This window comes from Bacillus cereus group sp. BceL062, assembly GCF_051780025.1.
GTDB lineage: Bacteria > Bacillota > Bacilli > Bacillales > Bacillaceae_G > Bacillus_A > Bacillus_A toyonensis.
In genome coordinates this window covers 279,107-303,950 of sequence record NZ_JBPWGY010000006.1, presented here as the reverse complement: position 1 = coordinate 303,950, position 24,844 = coordinate 279,107, and the positions used below count along the sequence as shown (strand labels likewise).

Genomic DNA, 24,844 nt, shown 5'->3' with positions numbered 1-24,844 from the left:
TTAATATAAAAAAGTTGAGGATTCCCCCAACTTTTTTATACATTTATTGTCTTACTAATCCAGTAGATGTAACCTGATATGTTCTTTTCTTTCCTATATATTCCTGTTTTCCATTCTCAAGGTTAGTTAAAGTCGCACGTGTTTTTTCCTTTGCTGCTTCCCCTTCTATATGAGTAAATTCTATATAATCTCCTACATTTATAGGTACTGTTTGGGTTTCAGCATTTTGTTGTCTATTTCCCACGATTTCCTTATTGTACATAACGCTACCGGATGCGTTCTGGACTTTAATACTTGCATATGTACTATTAAAGTATGAATGCGGTACGCCTGCTTCTAATTTGATTTTCAGCTCTTCTGCTGTTTTATTATACTCTGCTTTTGCAATTTCTCGATCACTATATCCTTTTAAGGACCATGCAAATTGTTTCCCGTCTAAAATTGTTGTCTCTGGCATTTTTTCTACTTTCTTTAAGCCCTCTTTTGTAAACTGATACCTTGCTGTCTTTCCAATGGTCTCATTTTTGTTATTTTCAAGATTCGTTAAAATTGCTCGTGTCTTTTCCTTTGCTGCTTCCCCTTCTATATGAGTAAATTCTATATAATCTCCCACTTTTATAGGCACTGTTTGGGTTTCAGCATTTTGTTGTTTATTTCCCACGATTTCCTTATTGTACAGAACGTTACCAGAAGAATTCTGGACCTTAATACTCGCATACGTACTAGTAAAGTATGAATGTGGTACACCAGCTTCTAGTTTTACCTTCATCTCTTCTACCGTTTTGTTATAATCTACTTTTGCAATTTCTCGATTACTATATCCTTTTAAGGACCATGCAAATTGATTTCCGTCTAAAATTGTTGTTTCTGGCATTTTTTCTACTTTCTTTAAGCCTTCTTTTGTGACTTCATACATTGCTTTTTTTCCAAAGCTTTCTTGTTTACTGTAGTCTACATTTGTGAAAGTAGCTCTATGCACACCTTCTAGATGTGTTAGCTCAATATAATCACCTATTTTGACTGGAACTTTTTGCGATTCAGCATTTTGTTGTTTGTTTCCATAAATATCTTTATTGTATACTACTTTTCCTGATGCATTTTGTACTTTAATACTCGCATATGTTTCATTAAAATAATGATGAGGTACGCCTGCTTTTAAGTCAATTTGCATTTCTTCTGTCGATTTATTGAAATTGATTTTAGCAAACTCGAAATCACTAATTCCTTTTAGTGACCATGCAAATTGATTCCCTACTAAAATATCAGAATTTCCATTTGTAATTCCTACTTTTTTCTCTACAGTTCGATCAAATATATCTGTTAATGTAATTTTAGCATAAGCTGTTTGAGGCAATTGCATAGTTTGACTTACCTCAGTTTGATAGGACTTAATATTGTCGATTACTTTCAAAGCTTGTCCCGTTAACTTTTCATTGTCATAGATTTCAATCTTTCCTTTAAACTGGGGAGTACTTTGTTCTTTCAATTTCCAAGACACATTTAATTTTTCATTTTCAAAACGAATAGTTTGAATATCAAAATCCAAATTTCCCATTTCTGGTTGACTAGGCTGATTTATATTAAAAGTCTTTCCAGTACCAATCGTTGATTGCGTATTTCCTCCTGCTTTAACCCATACATATTCTGAAGTTGCTCCTCCATCGTATTGATAAGAAGTATCATGTTGCCCAGAAATACGCTGATTGTTCCAAGAATCCCATTGTTTATCTGAAACTTTTCTGCTATATCCATTTTTAAGACGTGCTTCTCTTACATCTTGTCCATTACCAGCCCAGTCCTCTTGAAACATCGATAGACCATAGTTGAATGCAACATTCGCAACTGGATGATCCATAATAGCAACTAACTTCCATTGATTTAATTTATTATCTTTTATCCACTGGCCAAATTTTGTATGGCCATCTTCTTGCCAAGAACGTAGAGTCATTCGATACCATTCACTATCTTTCCAATTATAAGTTGTTTGTACCTTCAGTCCTGTTCCTTCTCCACCAAATCTACTGGCTTCTGAAGTCGGAGATAAATATTCAGCTTTTATTGCTTGGTTTGATGCTATTGGATCCCAAAGTGCAAAGTGAAGGGTACGTTTACCGGTTTGATCAAAACCGCTTTGTTGTTGAAAGCCAGCATAACCACCACCCTCTCCCCCCTGATTCCAGTTATGTACAGCCCAATATGTATAAGGTGCTGTTTGGACTGGAGACCAGTCTATGCTGATAATATCTGAAGCAGCAGTATTTTGTGGTGTTACATAAACTGATGGAGCATGGGAGCGGATTGCTGCCTCTGTACTAGAAATTGGTGTTCCATACATTGAGATCATGGTGCACATCGCAGAAATCATAGCAATTTTTTTTATTCTTCCTCTTGTTTTGACTTTAAACATAACTTCCTATCTCCTTTTAAATTATTTTATTTACATTGAATAATAACGATATACATACTATTAAACAAATTATGTAAAAAAATAACATTAGCTATATTACCTAGGTATGTTTAATGTTTTTTTCACTACTATTACTAGTCAAATTATAGTATTTTGTTATAAAATCGTATGATTTGGGACTACATGTAGACTAAAAATATTATAAAGATTCATAAATATGTAGTTTTAAATATTTATGATGAAAGATCTACTAAATAACTTAATTGATTTTATGATAGATTTATTTCCTTTATTAATTACACTATTAAACACAAATGTGTTTACCAAAATAATATTATGTAAACCTTGAACCTGATAATTAAACAAAATAGCTTATCTATTTGCCGTTATCCTATCATTAGATAAAAAGAGCCCACTAAAAAACGTAGACTCCTATAGTTACCTAAGCATTACACATATTGCAAACGACCAATAAATTAATACTAGATTCTTCTGTTAGTTTATTTAATGTTTAATGACGTAGACAATGTATTCCATGGTGCATTTGTAGATGTGTTCTGATATTTAAATTGTCCATTTTGCTGTCCCGAAGCATCCCATTTATATTCCCATCCATCAACTGTTTTATCACCATTTATATCAATCATCTTAGAATCTATTTTTTTTAGTCTTTGACCACTCATTTGAGCAATCGGATTTCTACCGTATCCCATTTCATTTGTATAAATATATAAATAGCTTCCTCCATGATCTTTAACTGTACTTAAATTGTTGGGACCAATAAACTCAACTCCGCCTAATTGAGATTCAACTTTTACTATATTTAATGATGTTAACGGTGGTGCTGGTGCCGCAGATACATCTGTCGCTAAACCAACTGTTGCTCCCACTACTAATGATGAAACCCCTAGAATCATTCTTTTTAACATACACTCATCCCCTTTCGATTTAATACAAATTGATTCTATCATACTAATTTCATACATTAGCTTCCCTTTAAAAGAGTTAACAAAAAATACCTATTTATATATGAAATTGTGCATATTCATTGCTTTTTACCATTTATACTTACCATTAATACTACTAAAGAATAATTAGTTCTCTACTCTAATTGACTTACCACATTTGGATCCATTTCAAGTTGGCTATTTTAAAAACGAATAAGTTGTGAGTAGTTCAATTTTAACAATTCTATAATACATATCCCCCTCTAAAATACAAACACTTAACATATTAATCTATAATACTTTTCTTCCTACTTGTTTTTTAGATAGAACGCTGGCTCATCTTGCCGGGACGAAAATACAAAATTTTCGCTTCAATGGAACTTTAAACCTTAGATTGAAAGCGATGTGGAGCTATCCCATGCCCGTTAAGCTAAGAAAAATAAATACCCCAAAATGATAATTTTAAAAACTTATTTGTGGAATACAGTTCGGATTTTCATTTTGGGGAGTATAGGTGGTTGGAATGTGGCAGGGATCCAATGACAATAAAGTTAATCAAATATCCCTATTTCAATCAACCAGCAGGTTGGTTGAAATAATAGTACGAGAAAAAGTGCTAAAGCGAGTGCGATTAGTTTTTTCATTTTCATTGCGGTAGTCATGCTATGTATGGCGTAAAATAGACATTTACGTTCGTCATGCTCCTATTATGGCAAAGCAATTTGTATTTCCCCTGTTACCAACCTGTAGTTTGTCTGTAGCGGAGAAAATCAAAAAAGACCGGCAGGAATAACCCTGTCGGTCAAAGTGATAAAGCTTGGTTGCTAACATCAGGGGTGCAGACGCCTCATAACAAAATGGCTGAGATAAAACAGATAGGCGAAATATAATACTACGCAAACAGTTACTACCAAGGCAAGTATATTTACAACCTTAACAGTCCTATTTTTGAAAATCTTGAACAATAAAGCATAAATACCAATGCCGATTACCCCTCCAAGCGTATTGTCAAGTACATCAGTAATATCGCTTCTTCCCATTGCGAAAATGAATTGTATAGCCTCAAACGCCAATGTCAAAGCAACAATTGGAAGAACTTTCTTCATAAAAGGCCATTTGCTTTTTAGCATACAAATATATATACCTAAAGGGATAAAAATAAGTATATTATCTCTTATTTCTCTAAAATCAATAGTTCCGCTGTCATCGAAAGACCCCTGAAATGGAATCAGATTGATTACTCGTATCCCGTCTGATATTTCAGAAGAAAAAAACGGTAATTTGAAGAGAATGACGCCTGTCAACAGCAGCATATATACTACAAACAATGCAATTGTAAGTTTATTTCGGTTTTCTGATTTCATTATTTTTTCTCCTTGTGTTATTTATACTTTTGGAAAATTCATCCAAAACAGAACACCATTCGGAACGTTTTCCAAAGCATATTCAATGTTCATTACTTCCAACGTTTTCCGCACGATGGTCAAGCCTAAACCGTTGCGCCCACTTTTCCGACCCCGCACTTTATCCATACGGTAAAATGGGTCAAATAACTTAGGCAGAACTGTATCGTCTATCCTTGCATCTGTGTTTAGTATGCAAAGGCGATATTGTTTAGCCACAGGCTCGCTCCATATCCTAATTTCACCGCCTGTAGGCGTATTCTGTACTGCGTTCAAAATAATATTGGAAAGTGCTTTTTGAAGCATTTTAGAATCGACAAGGCAGTTTTGTCCGTCAGGAATGTCCGTAACAATGTACTGACCGTTTGCTTCAGCTAATATCTGAAAGTCAGGCAGTATGTCAGCCACTATTTGCCTGACTTTCAGTTTTTCAGAAGCCTGAGAGATTTTCCCATCGCTCAGGTTGACAATCTCCAGTATCTCGGAAATCACATCGTCCTGCGTGTCCATCATCTTCACGCATTCGCGCAGGTATTTGGGATGGTCTTTGTAATCACCTACATTTTCGAGCATACCCTCCAGCAAGATACTTGTTGCCGCGATAGGCGTTTTTAGCTCATGTGAAGCCGCCGAAAAGAAATATCGCTGTGCTTCCTCCATTTCCCTTACCCGCAGGATTTCATTTTCTAACCGGGAAATGGTATCTTTCAACTTATCGTACATAGAGTGAATGTCACGCGACAAATCGCCTAATTCATCCCGGCGTATAGGCAGGCTTTGCGGTACATCTTCAAGCCTTGTCATTTTCCCGGCGTCATCCGCCAGTCGCTTGATGGGGTTGGTTATCTGCCGTGCAAAAACATACGCGCACAAAAGGCAGAGGGCGAGTATAATGGCAAACGCGACCAATGCCCGCACAATTATTTCATTGTAAAAGGCAGTTAAGCCCGGTCTGGTCTGGGCGACGACAGAATAGCCGAGCGCTTTATCATTATGCACCACATAGTAAAAGTCACCATTGAAATTATCCGAGGTATCCGCACCCGGCGTAGCGTAAATCACGCCGCCATTATCATCTATAATGCAAAACTCAAATGATTGGTTGTTGTCACGAAACCTTTGCGCTGCTGCGGGAATATCGTTATAATCACTATTTTTTACTCTATTGACCAAAGGCTGATAGGACACTAATATTTGTTCCCTTTCAACTGCTCTGTACAGTGTTAAGAATTGACCTGAAAACAATGCGGCAGTTACGAAAACAATCAACAGCATAGCAACTATCGTATAGGCAAAAATCTTAATAAATATCCCATTCTTTTTCATGAAGTTTCCTCCAATCGGTAGCCCACTCCGCGTACTGTTTTGATGATATTATCTGGTAGCTTCGCCCGTAGGTTTTTAATGTGAGTATGCACGGTGCTGCCATCACCGTCAAAATCGTAGCCCCACACGCGGGACAAAATAACTTCATGAGATAGTGTTCTGCCATTGTTTTGCACCAGTAGCATTAAGATTTCAAACTCTTTAAGGGTCAAAAGTAATTCTTCGTCGTCATAAAAAACCTTGAAATCTTCCGGCAAAAGTGTCAGCTTGCCATAGTGAAGTTCCTTTGCCACCGCACCGCTGCGACGGAGCAGCGCCTCCACACGTTTCAGCAATAGCTGAATCTTGAACGGCTTAGTCACATAATCGTCCGCTTCCGCATCAAATGCTCTGATTTGATTCTCATCATCGGAAAGAGCGGTCATCATCAGAACCGGCGTATTATTCAGCTTACGGAACTCCCTTAAAAGCTCATGACCGTTCATTCCCGGCAGCAAGATGTCAAGAATGACAAGCTGATAGGTGTTATCATAAAACTTGCTATGCGCTTCATCCCCGTTAAAACAGGCATCCACCTTATATCCCGCTCCAGATAAAAAGACTTTCACTGCATTGCAAATATGCTCATCGTCCTCGACAAGCAGTATTCGTATATCCATAAATGTATACCTCCGTAAAAAAGATAACACAGCAATCTGTATTTTCCCTGTAGTTTTAAGATTTATTTCGTTCGTCCATCGACAGGTTTTACGGCATCCTCTGGAATAGCCCATGTCCAGCCGAGCCGATATGCACCTATAATCCTGCCCTACTTACATAAAAGCTGTATCCGGCGATTTGAAATGCCCCATTTCTCACTGGCTTCTTTCGCTGTCACCAAAACTCATTACCAAAAACAAAGTGCCGATGATTAGTGGTTAATATCTTTTTGGTAATGGCTTAAGCGAACACATTACAATCAATTTTTATAGTTTTGACTGCTTACCTTACAAAATTTCCGAAATGTTGGTGGTACGCCTTCAAATAATTCTTCAATTTCTTTTGTTTATTAGAACTTCCGTCCTATTTATTCAAATCTACGAATTCATTTTACATCACTTTTAACTTTATTTTTTTGTATGGTAAAAATTAACGAAATAACAATAAGAGATTTACTTTTGTTTTTAAATGACTTTATTATCAATATACAACCCCCACCATTAAAATAAGGGTCAAAACTCTTGTCTATAAACACGAATTCATTGTCACCATTCATACATATTTGGGGTCCTACCACATCGCTATCAAGCTAACAGAATAGGTTGCCCCCAAAATGATAAAAATGAACTTCATTGCTATAAAAGACTCTAATTTTTCGTTTTGGGGCAAATATTATATAGAATGATATCGAAAATAATAGGTATGTCTGAATCACTAGTTTCAAAAAAGCCTTCACGCAATGATGATTGCATGAAGGCTTTTGATGTTTTCTTATTTTTTTGTCTCGTTGACCCATGTAATAATGTCCTCGATGACGTACTCGGGAACATTAGCAGGGATTTCGTATTCACTAGGACGACTTAATTCCCCGTCACCCTCCGTGAAGAAATGATTCAATTTCGGGTATTTTTTGAACTGAACATTCCTGCGTTTTGAAAGTCCTTCTTGCCATTTTGTATATTCATCTTTTACTGTTACTTGATAATCGCGTGCTCCTTGCAAAATAAGTAAAGGCTCTTTTCGTGATTTTGCCTCTTCAACTGGACGCCACCTAGAAACATCATACATAAAATGAGGCGACCCAAAATTGTAGCCAGCTGGAGGGTGGTCAGGATTGAAAGTAGGATCCTGGATAAAAGCGAACTGCCTTTTTATTTCATCGATTACTTCCTTTGATTCCCCAAGGTATTGATACTGATCAATGGCAATGTCAGTCAAAGGGCGTGCAGGTGGTGCGAGTAAGATACTTCCTCTGACAAGTGAGGAAGGCGCTTTGCTCAGTATACGTGGCATTGTACCGGCTCCTAGGCTATGTCCAAGAATGAAGATATTACTTGGATCAATGCCTTCTTGCTGCGCTGCTGATTTTGCTGCATATATGGCATCATCTGTAGTATCACGGTCTAACGTAACAGGTTCTGCACTCATCTTTAATGCGTGTTCTAAGGTGCGTTTTTCATAGCGCAACACTGCAATTCCGTTGGATGAAAGGCCCACCGCAAGATCACGTAAGATTTTTGTTCCCATATATGTGCTATCGCGATCATGGATGCCAGCACCATGAACAAGAACAACTACGGGTACCTTTTCACCAGGTTTATGTTTCGGAACCGTTAATGTGGCCGATAACGGATAGATAGAATTTCCAATGACGATTTCACGTTCTTGATAGGAAGCAGGTTGATCATAGCTAGGATGCGGGATGGTATAAGATTCCTCGGGTGGCCTTTCTCCAACCTCATCTACTTTCCCGCCAGGCGTGAATTTAAGGAGTAGCGGGATGGTAGTTCCTTCGGTAGTTCCATGAATTTCCACCGTCTGATGGACCAAGTTTCGTTCTTTTATCACGGGGGTTCCCATGCTTTTTAACCCGCTCCAGCCACTTTGTGTCCACCAGTTTTGTAATGTGGTTGCTGTAAATTTGGATTGAAAAGCAGCAGACGTCAACTGGAGTGCCTCTGCATACTTACCTTGCTGGAGGTATTCAAAAAATAATGATGTACGCTCCGTTAAAGAGATTCGTTTCTTTTCTGCAGATTGTTCCTCACTTGTATCTGCGTGAATAGCTGTTGCAAGCGGGAAAGATGAAACCCCTAAAGAAAAGAGTAGGGTAAAGGTAAGTACTGATTTTTGTATTTTCCTTTTTTTATTCATGTTTTAACCCCCAATATGTGATGGTAAAAAAACAGGTATGGTAATTAAGGTTCTGGTGCAAAAACTTCAAAATATTTGCAAGTAATCTCCAAAACTTGGACATACTGATATTATTACTCTAAAAAACTGTGGATTTCTTCTCTTGCCACTTTCATATTAACCTCAGAAACAACCTCTTCCTGCACTTTATATTTTGATTATACGAAACAAAGTTCTCGTTTTTCTTACTTGACACTTACAAATTCCTTAAGTAGGGGATATTTTAAAATCTTAGGTTGATGGATATGGGCTAGTACCACATCGCTATCAACCTAAAAAATCAAAATCCCCCCTTAACGAAAATTCTATTCATTGTTGACTACTTATAATGATAGGTTATGTAAACTTTACATGAATAAGGTATATAATATATAAATAACGATTAACTGAGGTGAGAGTATGGAAGATACATATAAAATCCCAAAATTAGAAACAAAGCGTCTTTTATTAAAAAAACTAGATTTTCATGATTTAGATGATTTATTTGAAGTCTATTCGGATCCTCAAACAACTACATATGTACCTCGAGAGGTACACAAAAATAAGGATGAAACTCGTACTTTTTTAGAAAATACGATGGACACAGCTAAGAAAGGTAAGTCTTTCATATGGTCTATTATCTTTAAGGATGATCAGAAGCTATTGGAACCTGTGGCATCTGGAAATTATCACACAGTAGCGCTTCTTTAGGAGCCGTTATTAACCCACTGTATTGGGGAAAAGGAGTTATCGTTGAAGCTTTAGAAGAACCAATAAAGCCTGGCTTTCAAGAATTAGATTTAAATCGTATTGAAGGAAGATGCGACATAAGGAATACAGCGTCTGAACGAGTTATGCAAAAGCTAAAAATGACATATGAAGGAACATTGAGACAAAGTGTAATGATCAATGGTATGTATTGCGATTCTAAGGTATATTCTCTTTTAAAACATGAATACAGTAACTTTCGATAACGATAATTATGTAAATAAGCTGTCCATATGGGCAGCTTATTTTATGTTTTTGCTTAGCATGTTTTTCTTCAAAAATGCTGGCGGTACCCCATGCCCATCAACTTAAAATCACATACCACGCCCAGAACGAAAATTTTGTGCATTTTGCTCGTATTTATTTTTATAAAATATCTATGTATTTCATTATGCAGTGTTTTCACATGCTCTTTATAAAATATACCTTTATCCTTTATTTTCAGTTGCGCTATAAACTGATTTGCAAGCATTTCCACTGTATCAAGCTAATAAAATAGGCTGACAATACGACGAATAGATTCGAAGATACCTTTATTCTAATATTCATCTTTAAATTCATACCAATCAATTTCATAAGTTTCAGCTATCCTCATAGTTCTAACAGCGGGTGACCAATTAGAGCCTTATATCAATCAACGCCTTAACTTCTCCGTTATATCCAATTATATTTTCTGGTCGAATGTCCATATGTAATAATTTCCTTACATGATCTGCTTGCTTAAGAACCTCTTCGATTATCGATATATCAGGAATTTTAATATCGCAATGTGTAATTTTATTAAATCCTTCTACTCTTTTTACGAAACGTTCAGCTATATACTTGCTAGATTTCCTAGTCCTATGTTGGTAATTTAAATCTGAAATTAGAATATGATCAGTAGCCAAGTAATCTGAAATTAAAAAATCAAGTTCCAGCATTAGGTGAAGATAGTGGCGGTAGAATATTTGAGTTTAAAAACAAAGAAGATCTTGAAAAAGCTACGAAATACTATGATGATTTAGGTAATGGTAATCAGATGCCATTCTCTCAAACTTACGCAAAAAGTAACTTTCTTATACAAATGAATAGGGATATGGAAGATGCCCAATTTAACAAATACAAAGAAGTTATGGATAAAGTAATTAAGCAAGTTAAGGAATCCGCTTTCATTTTTCTGAAAATATGTTAGAATTATCTTTGGATGGGAGTCCAATACATATTATTAAAATTAAAGTGGTTATCAAGTCGGAAGAAGGCACCTTAGGGTGTCTTTTCTTTATACAATTTTAGTGCTTGAGCGTGATATTATTCAAGTTTTTTCGTAGAGAATGCATAAATACAAACAAAACCAGTAATACATCTTCTGTACCGTACTGGTTTTGTTTAAGGTCATCTTAAATTGTAGCTAGTTCATCGAGATTGCAAATTCCGAGTTCGGTGCCCCAGCGAATACGATTGTTCCGTTCTTCGGCAGCTTCACCTTGTTATTGTCACTCACGATGCTAAAGATGACGCAAACTCCCTTCTCATCATACACCGCAAACGAACCTTTTGATGGCAACGTCACGGTCATAGTTTTCCCTGCTGCCGCTTGCGGAATTGCAAACCATTTCGCATGCCCATTTGCTTCCAACGTAACTTTAGATGATTGGCCTATATCAATTGGTTTTACATTAGATTCACTTACGTATAACAACCCAGCCATCTCCATATATTCATTTCCACCTTCTGTATAGAAGTGCGTTTCCGTTGTATCACGGCCATTCATTACGGGAATTTGGAGCTGATGCGTTGCGGTATTCGGACCTGTAATTTTTCTTCCATCCCAATAGCCTGCTGAGCCTTCTTTGCGAATAATTTGTGTAGTAAGAAGTTTCGGTTGAACGAGATATTGAATAGAACTAAATTTCTCGTTTACAAGATTGAACTTGACTCCTTCCCTTTTTGCCCATGCAGCAGCGGTTTTCTTCGATAGCACGTTGTCTTCTAGTTTCTCAGCTAAATAGTAGGTCATCACACTTTGCCCTAAACCTGGATGAGATTTATATGCGCTCTCCTTCAAATAAGTTCTTCCATTCTTCTCGGTTACGAAGTTGAGCTTGGAAGTACCCTCCTCATTAATAAAACTTCCATCAGCAGTATATACAAATTTTTCTTCTCGATTAGATGGTAAGAACAGTTCTCCGTTGTTCGTAATTTCAATTTTAAAATGAGTTTCGCTATTGCCATAAAATCCTGCTTTCTTTGCTACGCCTTGAGGCATTTTGACTTTGACCGGCTTACCAAAGGATTTGTTTGGCTTGATTTCCTTAATAGTGCCTTTTTCTTTAAGCGTAGCGAGCAGCAATTCAGTTGCCAATAGTTGATTTGTAGAGCTCCGTCCACCAGATGTCAATACAGCCGCTGCTATTTTCTGTTCCGGAAGCACGACTAGTATAGCATGTTGTAGTGCAGTATCGCCGCCCTTAGCCAAAGCTTTGATCCCATATTCACTGAATGGGTATAGTTTCACACTATCCCAGCCAAGGCCATAGTTAAAAATATTATCTCCAGCCCCTGGCCATACTCCTTTTTTATATTCCTCTTGCTCCATCGCATTAACTACCTTATCAGAGAGAATCCCTTTTCCCTTCCCCTGTCTCATAAATAATTGTGAGAATCGCACCATATCTTCTGCCGTGGAAGATATGCCTCCCGTACCAATTACATTCACCGATTCATTTGGAAGTTGTCCTTGGTACGCAGGGAAATATAGTCCAGCTCGATTTTCATACCTCCATTTGTCCTGTGGCGTTTTCGTATGATTCATCTTTAAGGGCCCTGTAAAGCTTTGATGTAAAAATTCAGTAAAGCTCATACCACTAACTCTTTCCACCAAAATTTCGGCCAGCGTAAAGCCATCATTACAGTATACCGAGAAAGCGCCAGGGTCCGCCTTCAAGTTTTGATTTGACAACTGCTGCAACAAGGTATCATGGGCATAGGTATCATTATCGTTAAATAAAAATGCATTACCTAATGTAGAACCTTGCAATCCAGAGGAATGATTCAATAACATACGCGGTGTAATACGTTTGTATCGACCGTCTTTCATCTTAAAATCAGGAACATAGCGGACAACAGGAGCATCCAAATCGACTTTTCCTTCATCGACCAATTTCATTACAGCCGCAGTTGCATACATTTTACTGACTGAACCAATCCCGTATTGAGTATCATTGGTTAGCGGTTTTTCCCCTTCCATATCATTCTTGCCAGCCTGACCCGACAAAATAAGTTTTCCATTATCAATTAGCGCATACTGCACGCTATTCGCCCCATGGGACTCCGTAAGTAGCGCCGCCTTCTCTGCTGCAATCTTCTTCAGTTCTTGGCTAACTACTTCTTCATTAGTTACAACTGTAGTCTTATTATCATAGAATGCTTTCGCCCCTGTTGGTAGGATCAAAGTTAGCGCTAATGTCACGGCTAACACACCAGTTAACTTAATTTTCATGAGGGAATTACCTCCTTAAATAAGTGATCGATTTTATCATTAATTTGTTTAACTATGAAACTATGATAAATTTTACCCGTCTTTACTTTTAGACTACTTGCTAAATTCAGCAAGTAAAATATTTTTAAAAGGGTCAGGACTATCAGCTTTAAGGCTGTTCAAATTGATGGCCAATGTATGCTTGCCTCCAAGTGTGCCCCCAGCAAAAGTTAAAAATCCAGGAATGGTTCCTCCATGCCCCCATATCGATACACCGTTTGAAAGCTTCATATTGAAAATTCCAAGCCCGGAATCGCCAAGTTGATCTATTCCTGTAGGGACTGTTGTAAGCATTTGCTTTAGTTCCTGTTCTTTCAGTAATTTACCCCCAAGTAAATAAGAGAAGAATTTGTTTAAATCATCAGCTGTAGAAATCATATCTCCGGCCGAGCTCCCCATACTTGGGTTATAATCAGTAACATCTTTTGGCTCACTTGCTCTGTCTAATTGGATATATCCACGGGCATGCTTAGTTCCTGGAATAACGCTTGAATTTCCGGGTAAGAATGTATTCGATAATTCAAGTGGTTCAATAATTCGATTTTCAATTTCTTCCGCATAGCTGTTCCCAGTTACTTTTTCAATAATAATCCCTAGTAATACGTATCCTGTATTTGAATACGACCAGCTCTTTCCTGGAGCAAAATCTGGAGGCATGGATATTCCCATCTTTACTAATTCTTCAGCAGTATAAGATTTTTTTGTATCCATCATATTAAAATCCTTTGACGTTGTGTAATTAGCAATACCACTTGTGTGGTTCAATAATTGCCGGATAGTAATCTGTTTATCATCATATCCATTTCCTTGAATGACTCCAGGCAACCATTTTTCAATGGAATCGTCTAGATTCAAGCAGTTTTCTCCCGCTAATTGAAGTATAACTGTTGCAGTGAATGTCTTTGTCACGCTGCCAATTCGAAATCGAAAATCTGTTTTCATTGGTTTCTTGGTACTTAGATTCGCTACCCCAGCTGCATAACTCCATGTTTTTCCGCCCTCAGAAGTTTTAGCAAGTATCCCTGGATATCCAAGTTGCAATGTATCCCGCATTGCCTCTTTGACGGAATTTCGATCTCTTTGGTTGCTTGTTGGTAACGAACTAGATAGATTTTGAGTGGACTCCGCTTTTACACTTGAGGTTGGAGTTGTATAAAACAGGGAACCTCCAGTTATTAAAAGGGCTAAACCTGTAAATGTAATTTGACGATGCTTTTTCATCAAAATATTCCTCTCCCCTATTCATATTGTATAAATGGTTATTTGCTGGTTGAAACTAATCACACGGCTTTCTGACCTAAAAAATAGTCTATCCTTTGTTAGAGATGTATGTTAACTTTTGTAATGTCTCTTTTCCTTCATACAAGTCTTATTAATTGATTTGTTTTTTATAGAAATATATAGTATTTTTTCCTTCTCTTACTCATCTTTACATTTTAATCATACACAACGAAAATCTCTTTTTTCTTACCTCTTCCTTACAAATTCCTTACGTTCAAAATTACTTATAAAATTGATTATTTTTTATTTTAATAACATTTATTTGTATTAATTTGACAGCGTATAAAGGTTTATTTATTCCGAACAATGAATTTAAATACATGTTTACTATTTAACATTCAATATCTTACCTATACATGTCCTAACATTATTCCTTATCACCTATATGTATTATTTATTACAACAGCTTTCACGCTAAAAATAAGATATTTCAACAAGAGGAAATATAAGTATCTTAATAATAGATTACCAATATAAACAAAGTGTAAATGTAAGAACCCCTGTATTACTGCTGATATCCATCTAACTAATACAGTTCCAAACATTGGACACAAATGCTACATGTAATGTTGGGTTTATTACCTATTCAAAATTCTGTTTGTTCATTTTTTCTTAATATACAACAATATTTAACTTATAGACGAACAATGTGTATAAACATAATAAATTCTATATATACGAAAATTTTAATTTTAAATTATCTATATTAATGTTATACTAGGATTAACCAAGAAGTATCCAACACATTATTATTAATCAATACATTTTCTTTCATAGTATGTCAACGTATAAAAAGACACTTTCTACAGTGTCTTTTTATACGTTATAAGAATTATACATTAACTACATACTTTTAATTGGAGAGCTTTTGTGAATATCTTCTGTGAGCTGGTCCTTTGTTTTCCTTTTCATTTCTTCTTTTGAAAAGATACCCCTATATGGACTAAAAATCATTAAATGTTAATTTTGTTTTGATTGCCTATATATTCAATCGCCATCCAGCCATTTTTGGGTATATTCGATAAAGCGTTTTGTCGCTGGTAATGCGTGTTTAATTGAAGTAAGTGACAACCCAAGTGATCGTGTAGGTTTGTCTTCCAATTCCACAACCGTAACATTTTCGCTTTGTCCTTGTAATGCGAGTTCAGACATGACACTGATTCCAAGCCCGTTCTCCACCATCGCGACAATCACATGATCATCACCGGTTTCGAATTGGATATCTAGATGAACTCTAGCCGCTTCTAATACTTTCCTAACATCGTAACCGCATGAAGAAGCAGGCATAATAAAAGGCTCTTTCTCGAGCTCATCGTACCGAATTATGGATTTTTTACTTAATGAGTGATTTTTAGGAAGAATACATAGCATTCGATCTTTTCTTAGTGGAATAGATTCTAGATGGCCCGACGACGGTAGTGACATAAAACCTAAGTCAATCACCCCTTGTTGAATCCACGTTTCAATCATTCCATAATCACCTTCCATTAATTTGATTTCAATTCGAGGATATTCCAAGTGAAAACGATGGATGATTGCAGGCAGCCAATGAGTAGACACGCTTGTAAAGGTTCCAATGCGCAAGGTTCCAGCTACTATGCCATTAATCTCTGCAACAGTTTGCTTCAATCGCTCATTATAATTTACTACTTCACGAACATGCGTTAAAACACGCTCACCATTTTCCGTTAATCGAACACCCGTTTTATTCCGGAATAACAGTTGAAAACCATACTCCAATTCAAGACTTCTAATCGCATGGCTGACACCTGACTGAGTCACATTCATTGCTTCTGCCGCTCTTGATAAGTTCCCCATTTCAACCGTCTTCAGAAAGATTTCTAACTTAGTCAGACTCATAGATTCTCCTACTTTCTTATGTATGAATTTTGTTCAAGTATATCATTACATATATTCATTTTACTAATACTTGAATCACAATTATACTGAGTACATAAAAATTTTAAAGGGGAACTAATAATGAAACCAATAAAAGCTGATCTTATGATTTTACTTGTTACAATGACCTGGGGTACTTCCTACCTTTTTATGAGGATCGGATTGGAAACTGTCCCTTCATTTTCCCTTGTTGCATTGCGCTTTGGTATTGCTTTTTTGGTTTGTGTCGCAGTTTTTTTTAAACAATTTCGTTCAATTCATTTTGTTACTCTAAAATATGGTTTTATTCTGGGATTTTTACTTTTCGTCGTATCTGCTTCAGTCATCTTAGGTTTAAAAACGACATCAGCTTCAAATGCTGGTTTTCTAGCCAGTTTGACTGTAATCTTTATCCCTTTATTATCTATCGTTTTGTTCAAGGATCAACTGAGTTACAGACTAATCATTAGTTCTGTTGTTGCAATGGCTGGAATTGGTTTACTGACTTTAAATAATCAATTAACACTAAATTCTGGAGATTTACTTTGTATACTTGCTGCTCTCTTTTATGCTTTTCATATTATTGTCACCGGGAGGGCGGCTAAAATTGCCAATACATTGCAGCTTGGAATTCTTCAGTTGGGATTTGCAGGCGGCTTCGGTGTACTCTCTGCCCTGATTTTCGAAGAGCCGCAACTTCCATCCACTAAAGAGAGTTGGATCGCTGTACTGGTGTTAAGTATTTTCTGTAGTGCTTTTGCCTACATCATTCAGTCGATGGCACAGAAATACACAACACCGACACATACAGGACTCATTTTTTCATTAGAACCTGTATTTTCTGCACTATTTGCATACCTGTTCATGAACGAAGTATTGTCACTCAAAGGGTATATCGGAGCATTTCTTATTCTAAGTGGTGTTATACTCGCTGAGATAAAAGTGCAGCGAAAACATCCATTTAAAGCAAAAAAGAGAGCCGTGAAATGCACAGAATAGTACTACTGATTAAAGTTTCGGCTTATTCCAATGATTTTTGAAATTAAAGATAAAAGAAGCATTTTTTTCAAGAACCTCCAAAATGGAAGTAGAAAACAAAAAAGAGCATCTTTCAATTTATTTTCATTATTGAACTAATAGCAAGTTAGTTGCAGATTAGTGTAACAAGGAAATGCCTAAATAAATGAATAAAAACCTCGTCCCCGTCAAGCGTTTATGGCAGGAATGAGATTTTTATTCATTTTGCATGTTCTTCAATAAACTATAAAGATATTATGGCTATTTAAAAAAATGAGAGGGCATTCGAGATTATTTAATGATGCCTAGGTGCGATTTAAATATAGCGGTTATCCATACAGGGTGGTTTTCAGAATATACTAGAGTCCATACAGATTGAATTGTTCCTTTGTCGGTCAATTTAACCTTTTTTCTAAAGAACAAGTGTAGGTGATTGAAAAGATTTGCTTACGAAGTAAACTCTAACAAGTTTCAGATTTAAGTTAAACTAAGCTTATAAATTCAATTTTATTAATCTGTGTTTTTCTTTTACATATTAGTAGAATAAAAAGGTTATCAAAGGCTGCACGAAACTCTCAGCGGATGATAACCTTTTGAAATAGTGTATCAATGATTTAAATAGCTACTTTCATATATATCATTGAGCCACTCCAAATACATTGATTTCTGCCGCACTTGTCCATGGATTATTGTTTACCTCGCTTAATGCTCGTAGTCTAATATAACGACCTGTCTTGTTTGCAAAGCTGACTTCTTTCAAATTAGTATTATTTGCAAAAGCACCTATGGACACAGCTGTTCCCCAATTCACTCCATCACCACTGACGTAAAACTCATAGTCCTTAATCGTCCCATTTATTTGGCCGTCTTGCCTTGGCAGGTAGCTAAATTTGGAGAGGTTATAGCTCGCACCCAAATCAATTTGAATCTCGTGCGGCATTGGAGCTACGGGGCTCCAGTTTGTATGCCAAAATGTGTCTTTGTTCCCATCAAAGGCATACGTACCTAAATTGTACCAATTATAGCTATCTACATATTTTAGTGTCCAGTTTGTTTGCGGAATTAAACTAGCTTCTTTTGTTGTGACTGCTAAATTCATAGCAGAATTACTTGTACTTGTAGTTGTAATCGTTACTCCTGATTTTTCTCCCGTGTAGGTATTACTATTCGGATTGGTGTCTGGACCAAAGGTAGCAGCATGATTTTGATTCGTGTAATAGAACGGGTCTTGGTATTCACTGACGGATTGCTCTATATCAATGAAAGGATGAGGATCACTGGAATTATTATTCATGGATTCATCAATATGCCAAACCGCAATACCACCAGAATTTGTTGGTAAGCTCGCATCATATCCAACCTTTGCGCGATTCTCAACTAAAAAATACGTATTATCCTTTAAAGGAATCTTTAACACATTATAGTTATTTGGGATCGCATTTAGAGTAAAATTGTTAGTAGTATTTACTACATTTGGTGTTACAAATCCTAATTTTACTTTTGACCAAGCATCCATATGACCGGGTGTAGCTCCATAATCTTCTCCTTGAAGACTATTCCAAGATCCGTTACCCATTATACTTAGACTACCCACATGATTATTATCACCATATAGATCTGGCAGGCCAAAGGAATGACCTAATTCATGAGCAGGGATACCAATCGTTGCCATATGACCATATTGTTTTTCACCCTGCGCCGTATACATGCCTGATACAGTAGCACCATCGTGATTTGTATTGGGAGCATACGACTGATGTGCCCAAATATAAGGAAGTGGAGCACCAGGAGCAGCCTGTTCATTGCCAGCAAGAAAACTTACAATGTAGAAGCCATCTTTAGAGTCAATGACTTGATCATTATTAGTATCAAAACTAGCAAAATTCACTTGAGAATCAGCTTTAGCCAATGCATCTGTTATAACCGTACTCATGCTTTTTCCCGATGTACTCGGATGAGCATAGTCTAATTTTATTTTAACTACCCCATCATTTTGCGTACCATACGCTTCGGAAGCTGGAGTGATCTGTACTTTTCCATTACTTACTTCATTATAGTAATTCTTTACTGACTTTTGATTTGTAGAAAAGAATTTGTTACTCCAATCGTTATCGCTATATGCAATATCAACATCTGTAAACCCAATCAACAAAACAAGTAATTTTTTGGTCCCTATAACTGGAGTGACAGTTCCATCAATATTTTTTGGTGATTCTTTTTGTAATTTATTCATATGCTCCTGTTTTTTCTTTGCTTGAGGGTTGTATTTCTTTATCCATTTGTTCAAATTGTTCTCTTTTACCGCCATTGAAGGCTTCTTATCAATTTTATATTTTTTCCCCGTCGATTTTAGTTCATCTGATGTAAGCTCCGCGTAATTCCAATACCCCTTCTGATCTTGTAAAATCACGTCGCCATCCTTTGTACTTACCCAATGGAACCATTCATCTCCATGTAACGTGCCCTCAAAAGATTCGCCTGAGGGCTGCTTCATTTTGACAATTCCATCGTGTGCTGGTGCGGCAAAAGCGTTCGTTTGAACATACAAAACACAAATTAAAGAAAAAACGGACATGAATAGGAATTTAAAAATTCTTTGCATAAACTTTCCTCCTTTTTCAATGGTATGTGGCATATTCTGTTGATAGATAGACAGACTAGATTCATACATGGAATAAATCGAGAGATACATCTGAATAAGACTAACAGAATACCTTTAATTATAATTACAATAAATTGAAAAAATGTTATTTTTTAATTTGATTAATACTTTCTCAATATTAGTCAATAAAACAGAATTGATGGAAGTTACATGTGAAGTTCCGGAAAAAATTATACCTTTTTAGAATGTATATAATGCCACATGTTGAATAACCCAAATTACATAAAGCAGCCCAGTTTTGTGTACCATTCTTATTTTTAGGTTTTATAAATCCCGGCTCTTTTGCAAGTTGTTGAAGAATATGTAGAGATTCACTAAAGAAGTGAAATTTATCTCGAATCGATAAATACATAGAAAAACGCCATCCTTTCCTATCATTCTACAGAAAGAATAGCGTATTTTTTCATGTTAGGGGAGACTTTGTTGTATTAGCTTGATAGCGATTTGGTGTTACCCCTTATAGGATAATAGAAGTTTTCATTTCCAATTTTTTACACTCTATTAACAAGGCAGTTATAGCATCCTGGTTTAGCGTTAAGAATGTGAATATATTCTACTTCTTTATTATCAAAAATTTCATCTATATTTTCTCTTAAATTTACACCTTCTGTAACCCTTGCTTCTACAATCATTGAGTCAGCATTATAGCCGCGTACAGATAGATACCTATGATGTAACATATGCGGAATTTCATTTACATCTAGCTTTGCGGTAGTTGCTCCCTTTCGTATAAATATGGGACCACTTGCTTTATAAGGCGAATTAACACTATGATATTGGTAATTCAGTAAGATTACCTCTTCTCCTACCTCTGCATCCTTTAAACTTATCCTGCAAGGATATCCAGGATTTTTATTTACTATTATTTTGACTGCCCCGATACTTTTTAATACTTCTTCATTCATTAGAAATAGGTTATTAAACTCCTTCTCTTGTAACGCAACGATTTGAAAGTTATTTCTCATATTCTATCCCTCCTTAATTAGTTGTTATAAAGCATTTCACTAATGATGCTACCACTAAAGTTCATAAAACTTGTTCAATAATCCTGCCCGTTTATTGAAGATTGAATTTTCATAATCTTTATATTAAGTTTAACATAAAATTCCACAGGAACCTCTAAAAAAATCATCCTTTTTAAAATAGGATGATTATCCAGCTTATTTAAAGTATAGAATATCGTTTAAAGTAAATTGTTTATCGGTTAAACCTTGTTTCTGAGTTGGCGTTGATCTTGTCTTTTTAGATACTTTAGTAGCCAAACAGAAGTTGTAGTACGTTCTAAATATATATTTTTTTTGTTTCTGGGAATACTGTATTTCTTAACTTGACGGCGATGTGGCGCTACCCCACATCGCTATTTCCTCCAACTCGCAACATGTTTGCGGTATCCTTGCTCAAATCATAATAAATATCATGTATCTAGCAGCTTAACTCTTTTAATATAATACTTAAAAATAGATATGCTTAGTTGCATATCCACTATCAAGATAGTATACACTTTCCTTATGCATACTTTCTTCCTATTTATATACTTACCTTCGCTTCTCCAACATCCTGTTTTTTAATTAAATCTAAGTAAAAATGTGAGACAGTTGTGTTGTAATAAGGAGAAATGAAAATAAATGATAGATTAAATGTAAACATTCCTATAAATGCGGCTAATAAAAACCAACCAATAAATGATAACCAAAGAACAAATAACTTTAACTTTTGTCCTTTCATTATTCTTTTACTCTCCCTCAATGCTTCACTTGCTGTATAATCAGGATTCTCTATTAATATGTAATACGACATGGAATAAGAAAAATATTTAATAATACCTGGAACAATTAATAATAGACTCCATAAAAAAAGAAAAATAGCCTGCAACAGACCCAATTTTATTGGCTTAAACACATTGTTCTTCTTAAATCCCACAAATACATCATCTACTTTAGCATCTTCATTTTTACCTAAATGTAAGGTGAAAACAGAGTATCCATAGTTAAAGATACCTTGTATGGAACTGTAAATTAAGAAACAAATAAGTCCTAAAAATATATAACTTAGAATAAGTAATACTAGTGCAGTCGGATCTACTTGTGGTTCCCCACTAATTGAATAAATTAAGAACACATCCAAACCAATTACTCCAATAAATAGGCCAACTATTAAATACATGAAACCCGCGATTGCTGATGCACTAAGAGTAGGTACAAAATAGTTTAACGCTGATACTCCTATACCCAGCCCCCATTTACCATCTAACGAATTAATTGCTGCTTTTTTTAAATTTCTTGTCATACTTGTATTCCCTCCTTTTTCTTATTTTCCTTTACTGAAAAAATTAAAGAACTTGTAGCAGGCCCCGCTACAAGTTCTTTTAGCTAAATATTTTAGCTCATCAAAACAAATTATTTATTCTACACAATCGGGGTAATGCCTAAAATATGGTTTGTTAACATCATTATATAACATAATTATGCATCTTTGTTAAAAATTCTATATTTTTAGATAAATCACTCCCCATTTTTTTACTTGTTTTTAATTTTCGTGTAATTTTATCTTTTGTAAAAAGGTTCAAAAATTATTTGTATTAAATCAATAAAAAATCTATTTAATAAACATTAAAAGATCACCTATTTTATAGGTGATCTTTCTTGTGATTTTGCACTCGTGCACTACTTTAGAAATATATCATAAATTCATCTTTTTTGTTAAATATTTAATTCTATTAATTCTAAAACAACAATTCTAGGAACTTAACGTAATACTGTAACCATATAAACACTTCGATTATTATATTATCCCTTATTTCTTAAATAAAGGTGCTATTTTATCAATGCGATTTGTCCAAATTCCACCTGTATAATCCTCAGGAAGACGCTTTATATCTTCAGGTGAGTCAAATCCACTTGAAAATCCAAATCCATTTCCCCCTACAATGATAACTCGAGTATCCGCTTTATCCATTCGATTAAGAAAACGATTTGGCCATCCCCAAAGCCAAGGAGCTACTTTGTCTGGTATATGCAACTCACCATACTTCAGGCTTGAAGGCATGTAACCAGTCCACCCTAACGCAATATAAGTAAGAAGATCCTTTTTCATAGTTGCTTTTGACATTGTTCGTAAACTAGGGATGCGCTCTTCTATTGCAGCAATTGGTTTATCTCCACCATATACAGTTAGTTTCTCAAGGCGTTTTGCTGGTATTTTCTTTAGGTAATCAGCCAATTGGATTCCTTCATTTTCATCATCACTTTTAATATGAATAAGAAAAGAACGATTTGGAAAATGGTTAAGTACTTCATCAAGTGTTGGCATAAGATTAATCCCTTTACCACGAAACGGGAATGTTTTACCTCCATCAGCTGTATAACCGTAACCAATATCAAGTGCTTGTAATTCTTTTGTTGTAAAATCTCTTGTAACACCTTTACCATTAGTACGGCAATCAAGAGTCCAGTCATGGAAAATAACAAAATTATTATCTTTAGTAGGTTGAACATCAAACTCTACTAGATCAGCCCCAGCTTTAAATGCCGCTTCCATAGATGGAATTGTATTTTCTAAATAAGGATATTCAGGTTTATTTATACGTTCTGCTGTACATGTATCACCCTCAATCCCTTCCATGCTAAATGTTTGTGAAAGTCCTCGGTGAGCAAGAAGAATAGGAGCTCCCTCATCCCTCTTAGCAAAAAAAGAACTATTATTTACATAAACAAATACGAATAGGATAAGAATTATCCAAGTCGTTTTACGTTTCAGTAACCTTTTTATTTTATTCATTGTATTCCCCTCTTAACTATTTGTTGAAATGATTTAAACAATGTTTGTCATTTAAATACTGGTAAATGTTACAACCTATCTTATTACATTGCAATGGATATCATTGGTAAACAAAGGTTAGTACTTTGATATATAGCGTGAGGAATAGAATAGAAAAGTAATATAAATATGTTGCAATGCTTTTTCTATTAAGTAATTGTATGTCTTATGCATTGATTTGAAAAAAATCTTAGTGTTTTCCTCTCTTTCAATTAATGAAATTCAATTGATTTTTAATGAGACTATTTAACAGACGCTTATTTATTTGCTCTGACATATGGACAGTAGTAATTTCAAACAACATTATTTTAAAGCATTCATTTATTTGGAATAAAACAAAATATTTTATGTATTATGTGGAGAACAATAATATTTAATTACAAACAAGGGAGAAGGAATAAGAATGAAAAAATTTAAAATGAGTATGGTGGCATTCGTAACGACGTTGTTAGTATTGTCGGTCCCTTTTTCTACATTTGCAAACACAATAGATCCTTTTAGTTCTGGATGGGATTACTTAGGAGAACAAACGCTATATTCTAATGGTGCTGAAAGTGATGTATATACCTCTACTGGTGGAGATTATAAGATTTGTCGAGCTGCTGAAGTAGGTTCAACTAGTAAGTTAAAGGTTGAACTATGGGAGTACGATCCTGATAGCTATAATGATTATGTAGGAGTACGATATTTAGGCCCCGGTGAATGTGGAGTTTTCAGAAATATTGGTGGCTTTGTGGATGGAGGAAATGAAGCGGAATTTTTTGCGAAATCAAGATCTAGCAGTAAGATGCATTTAATCTTTTTTGATTAATCCATTAACAAAATGAAAAATAATCCGGGTTTGATACGTAAAAATCAAAATGACAGATGGGCAAGATTAAGTTGATAGGTTGCAATACAGCTTGTTTTAAGAGTGTTTTTGGTCTATTGGTAATAATTTTTTTACGAGTT

Annotated in this window: 15 protein-coding genes and 3 pseudogenes; 4 read left to right on the top strand and 14 right to left on the bottom strand. The window is 35.5% G+C overall.

Going from position 1 to position 24,844, the window contains the following annotated elements; translation table 11 throughout:
- Positions 1-43 precede the first annotated feature (43 nt).
- The 6 genes from ACS2MN_RS16655 to ACS2MN_RS16630 form a co-directional block, all read right to left on the bottom strand.
- Positions 44-2,407, bottom strand: a complete 2,364-nt coding sequence (locus tag ACS2MN_RS16655; RefSeq protein ID WP_346994688.1) for a putative mucin/carbohydrate-binding domain-containing protein — start codon at positions 2,405-2,407, stop codon at positions 44-46.
- A 500-nt stretch (positions 2,408-2,907) separates the two neighbouring features.
- The gene (locus ACS2MN_RS16650; RefSeq protein ID WP_098806019.1) at positions 2,908-3,393 is read right to left on the bottom strand and encodes a DUF4879 domain-containing protein; all 486 of its coding nucleotides are present in this window, start codon (positions 3,391-3,393) and stop codon (positions 2,908-2,910) included.
- 791 nt (positions 3,394-4,184) lie between these two features.
- On the bottom strand, positions 4,185-4,718 hold the full coding sequence (locus tag ACS2MN_RS16645; RefSeq protein ID WP_198130871.1) for a VanZ family protein: 534 nt from the start codon (positions 4,716-4,718) through the stop codon (positions 4,185-4,187).
- Between the two features lie 21 nt (positions 4,719-4,739).
- Complete coding sequence (locus ACS2MN_RS16640) at positions 4,740-6,083, bottom strand: sensor histidine kinase (RefSeq protein WP_098806017.1); 1,344 nt, start codon at positions 6,081-6,083, stop codon at positions 4,740-4,742.
- Entirely contained in the window at positions 6,080-6,742 is a 663-nt protein-coding gene (locus ACS2MN_RS16635; RefSeq protein WP_098806016.1) for a response regulator transcription factor, read from the bottom strand. The genes ACS2MN_RS16640 and ACS2MN_RS16635 overlap by 4 nt, the downstream gene beginning before the upstream one ends.
- 811 nt (positions 6,743-7,553) lie before the next feature.
- Positions 7,554-8,936 carry an alpha/beta hydrolase family protein gene (locus tag ACS2MN_RS16630; protein ID WP_346994687.1) on the bottom strand — a complete coding sequence of 461 codons (1,383 nt, stop codon included), beginning with the start codon at positions 8,934-8,936 and terminating at the stop codon, positions 7,554-7,556.
- A gap of 438 nt (positions 8,937-9,374) precedes the next feature.
- On the opposite strand from ACS2MN_RS16630, the pseudogene ACS2MN_RS16625 reads away from it, so the two are divergent.
- Positions 9,375-9,928: pseudogene (locus tag ACS2MN_RS16625) on the top strand (GNAT family N-acetyltransferase).
- Between the two features lie 170 nt (positions 9,929-10,098).
- On the opposite strand, the pseudogene ACS2MN_RS16620 reads toward ACS2MN_RS16625, so the two are convergent.
- A pseudogene (locus ACS2MN_RS16620) lies at positions 10,099-10,657 on the bottom strand (phosphotransferase family protein); the annotation flags it as partial.
- Between ACS2MN_RS16620 and ACS2MN_RS16615 the strand changes: the two are divergent.
- Positions 10,633-10,893: pseudogene (locus ACS2MN_RS16615) on the top strand (hypothetical protein); the annotation flags it as partial. The pseudogenes ACS2MN_RS16620 and ACS2MN_RS16615 overlap by 25 nt on opposite strands.
- A 216-nt stretch (positions 10,894-11,109) precedes the next feature.
- On the opposite strand, the gene ACS2MN_RS16610 reads toward ACS2MN_RS16615, so the two are convergent.
- The 3 genes from ACS2MN_RS16610 to ACS2MN_RS16600 form a co-directional block, all read right to left on the bottom strand.
- A complete protein-coding gene (locus ACS2MN_RS16610) occupies positions 11,110-13,200 on the bottom strand; it encodes a serine hydrolase domain-containing protein (protein ID WP_346994686.1) in 2,091 nt (696 codons plus the stop codon).
- 93 nt (positions 13,201-13,293) lie between these two features.
- Positions 13,294-14,460, bottom strand: a complete 1,167-nt coding sequence (locus ACS2MN_RS16605; protein ID WP_346994710.1) for a serine hydrolase domain-containing protein — start codon at positions 14,458-14,460, stop codon at positions 13,294-13,296.
- A gap of 1,047 nt (positions 14,461-15,507) precedes the next feature.
- Positions 15,508-16,380, bottom strand: a complete 873-nt coding sequence (locus ACS2MN_RS16600; protein WP_098806011.1) for a LysR family transcriptional regulator — start codon at positions 16,378-16,380, stop codon at positions 15,508-15,510.
- Between the two features lie 120 nt (positions 16,381-16,500).
- Here ACS2MN_RS16600 and ACS2MN_RS16595 point away from each other — a divergent pair, with 120 nt between their 5' ends.
- Positions 16,501-17,397, top strand: coding sequence for a DMT family transporter (locus ACS2MN_RS16595; RefSeq protein ID WP_198130872.1), 897 nt, complete (start codon positions 16,501-16,503; stop codon positions 17,395-17,397).
- A 655-nt stretch (positions 17,398-18,052) separates the two neighbouring features.
- Here ACS2MN_RS16595 and ACS2MN_RS16590 read toward each other — a convergent pair.
- The 4 genes from ACS2MN_RS16590 to ACS2MN_RS16575 form a co-directional block, all read right to left on the bottom strand.
- Entirely contained in the window at positions 18,053-20,017 is a 1,965-nt protein-coding gene (locus ACS2MN_RS16590) for a M6 family metalloprotease domain-containing protein (protein WP_098806009.1), read from the bottom strand.
- A 551-nt stretch (positions 20,018-20,568) separates the two neighbouring features.
- A complete protein-coding gene (locus ACS2MN_RS16585; RefSeq protein WP_098806008.1) occupies positions 20,569-21,042 on the bottom strand; it encodes a DUF1203 domain-containing protein in 474 nt (157 codons plus the stop codon).
- A gap of 562 nt (positions 21,043-21,604) precedes the next feature.
- Positions 21,605-22,363, bottom strand: a complete 759-nt coding sequence (locus tag ACS2MN_RS16580) for a DUF975 family protein (RefSeq protein ID WP_198130873.1) — start codon at positions 22,361-22,363, stop codon at positions 21,605-21,607.
- A 507-nt stretch (positions 22,364-22,870) separates the two neighbouring features.
- Positions 22,871-23,854 (bottom strand): glycerophosphodiester phosphodiesterase family protein, encoded by a 984-nt coding sequence (locus ACS2MN_RS16575; protein WP_098806006.1) that lies wholly within the window; start codon positions 23,852-23,854, stop codon positions 22,871-22,873.
- Between the two features lie 442 nt (positions 23,855-24,296).
- On the opposite strand from ACS2MN_RS16575, the gene ACS2MN_RS16570 reads away from it, so the two are divergent.
- Positions 24,297-24,704: a hypothetical protein gene (locus ACS2MN_RS16570; protein WP_438894725.1), complete on the top strand. Its 408-nt coding sequence runs from the start codon at positions 24,297-24,299 to the stop codon at positions 24,702-24,704.
- Positions 24,705-24,844: the final 140 nt, after the last annotated feature.

Coding starts and splice junctions, on each gene's coding strand:
- ACS2MN_RS16655 (WP_346994688.1), bottom strand. CDS start 2,407: ATGTTTAAAGTCAAAACAAGAGGAAGAATAAAAAAAATTGCTATGATT.
- ACS2MN_RS16650 (WP_098806019.1), bottom strand. CDS start 3,393: ATGTATGAAATTAGTATGATAGAATCAATTTGTATTAAATCGAAAGGG.
- ACS2MN_RS16645 (WP_198130871.1), bottom strand. CDS start 4,718: ATGAAATCAGAAAACCGAAATAAACTTACAATTGCATTGTTTGTAGTA.
- ACS2MN_RS16640 (WP_098806017.1), bottom strand. CDS start 6,083: ATGAAAAAGAATGGGATATTTATTAAGATTTTTGCCTATACGATAGTT.
- ACS2MN_RS16635 (WP_098806016.1), bottom strand. CDS start 6,742: ATGGATATACGAATACTGCTTGTCGAGGACGATGAGCATATTTGCAAT.
- ACS2MN_RS16630 (WP_346994687.1), bottom strand. CDS start 8,936: ATGAATAAAAAAAGGAAAATACAAAAATCAGTACTTACCTTTACCCTA.
- ACS2MN_RS16610 (WP_346994686.1), bottom strand. CDS start 13,200: ATGAAAATTAAGTTAACTGGTGTGTTAGCCGTGACATTAGCGCTAACT.
- ACS2MN_RS16605 (WP_346994710.1), bottom strand. CDS start 14,460: ATGAAAAAGCATCGTCAAATTACATTTACAGGTTTAGCCCTTTTAATA.
- ACS2MN_RS16600 (WP_098806011.1), bottom strand. CDS start 16,380: ATGAGTCTGACTAAGTTAGAAATCTTTCTGAAGACGGTTGAAATGGGG.
- ACS2MN_RS16595 (WP_198130872.1), top strand. CDS start 16,501: ATGAAACCAATAAAAGCTGATCTTATGATTTTACTTGTTACAATGACC.
- ACS2MN_RS16590 (WP_098806009.1), bottom strand. CDS start 20,017: ATGCAAAGAATTTTTAAATTCCTATTCATGTCCGTTTTTTCTTTAATT.
- ACS2MN_RS16585 (WP_098806008.1), bottom strand. CDS start 21,042: ATGAGAAATAACTTTCAAATCGTTGCGTTACAAGAGAAGGAGTTTAAT.
- ACS2MN_RS16580 (WP_198130873.1), bottom strand. CDS start 22,363: ATGACAAGAAATTTAAAAAAAGCAGCAATTAATTCGTTAGATGGTAAA.
- ACS2MN_RS16575 (WP_098806006.1), bottom strand. CDS start 23,854: ATGAATAAAATAAAAAGGTTACTGAAACGTAAAACGACTTGGATAATT.
- ACS2MN_RS16570 (WP_438894725.1), top strand. CDS start 24,297: ATGAAAAAATTTAAAATGAGTATGGTGGCATTCGTAACGACGTTGTTA.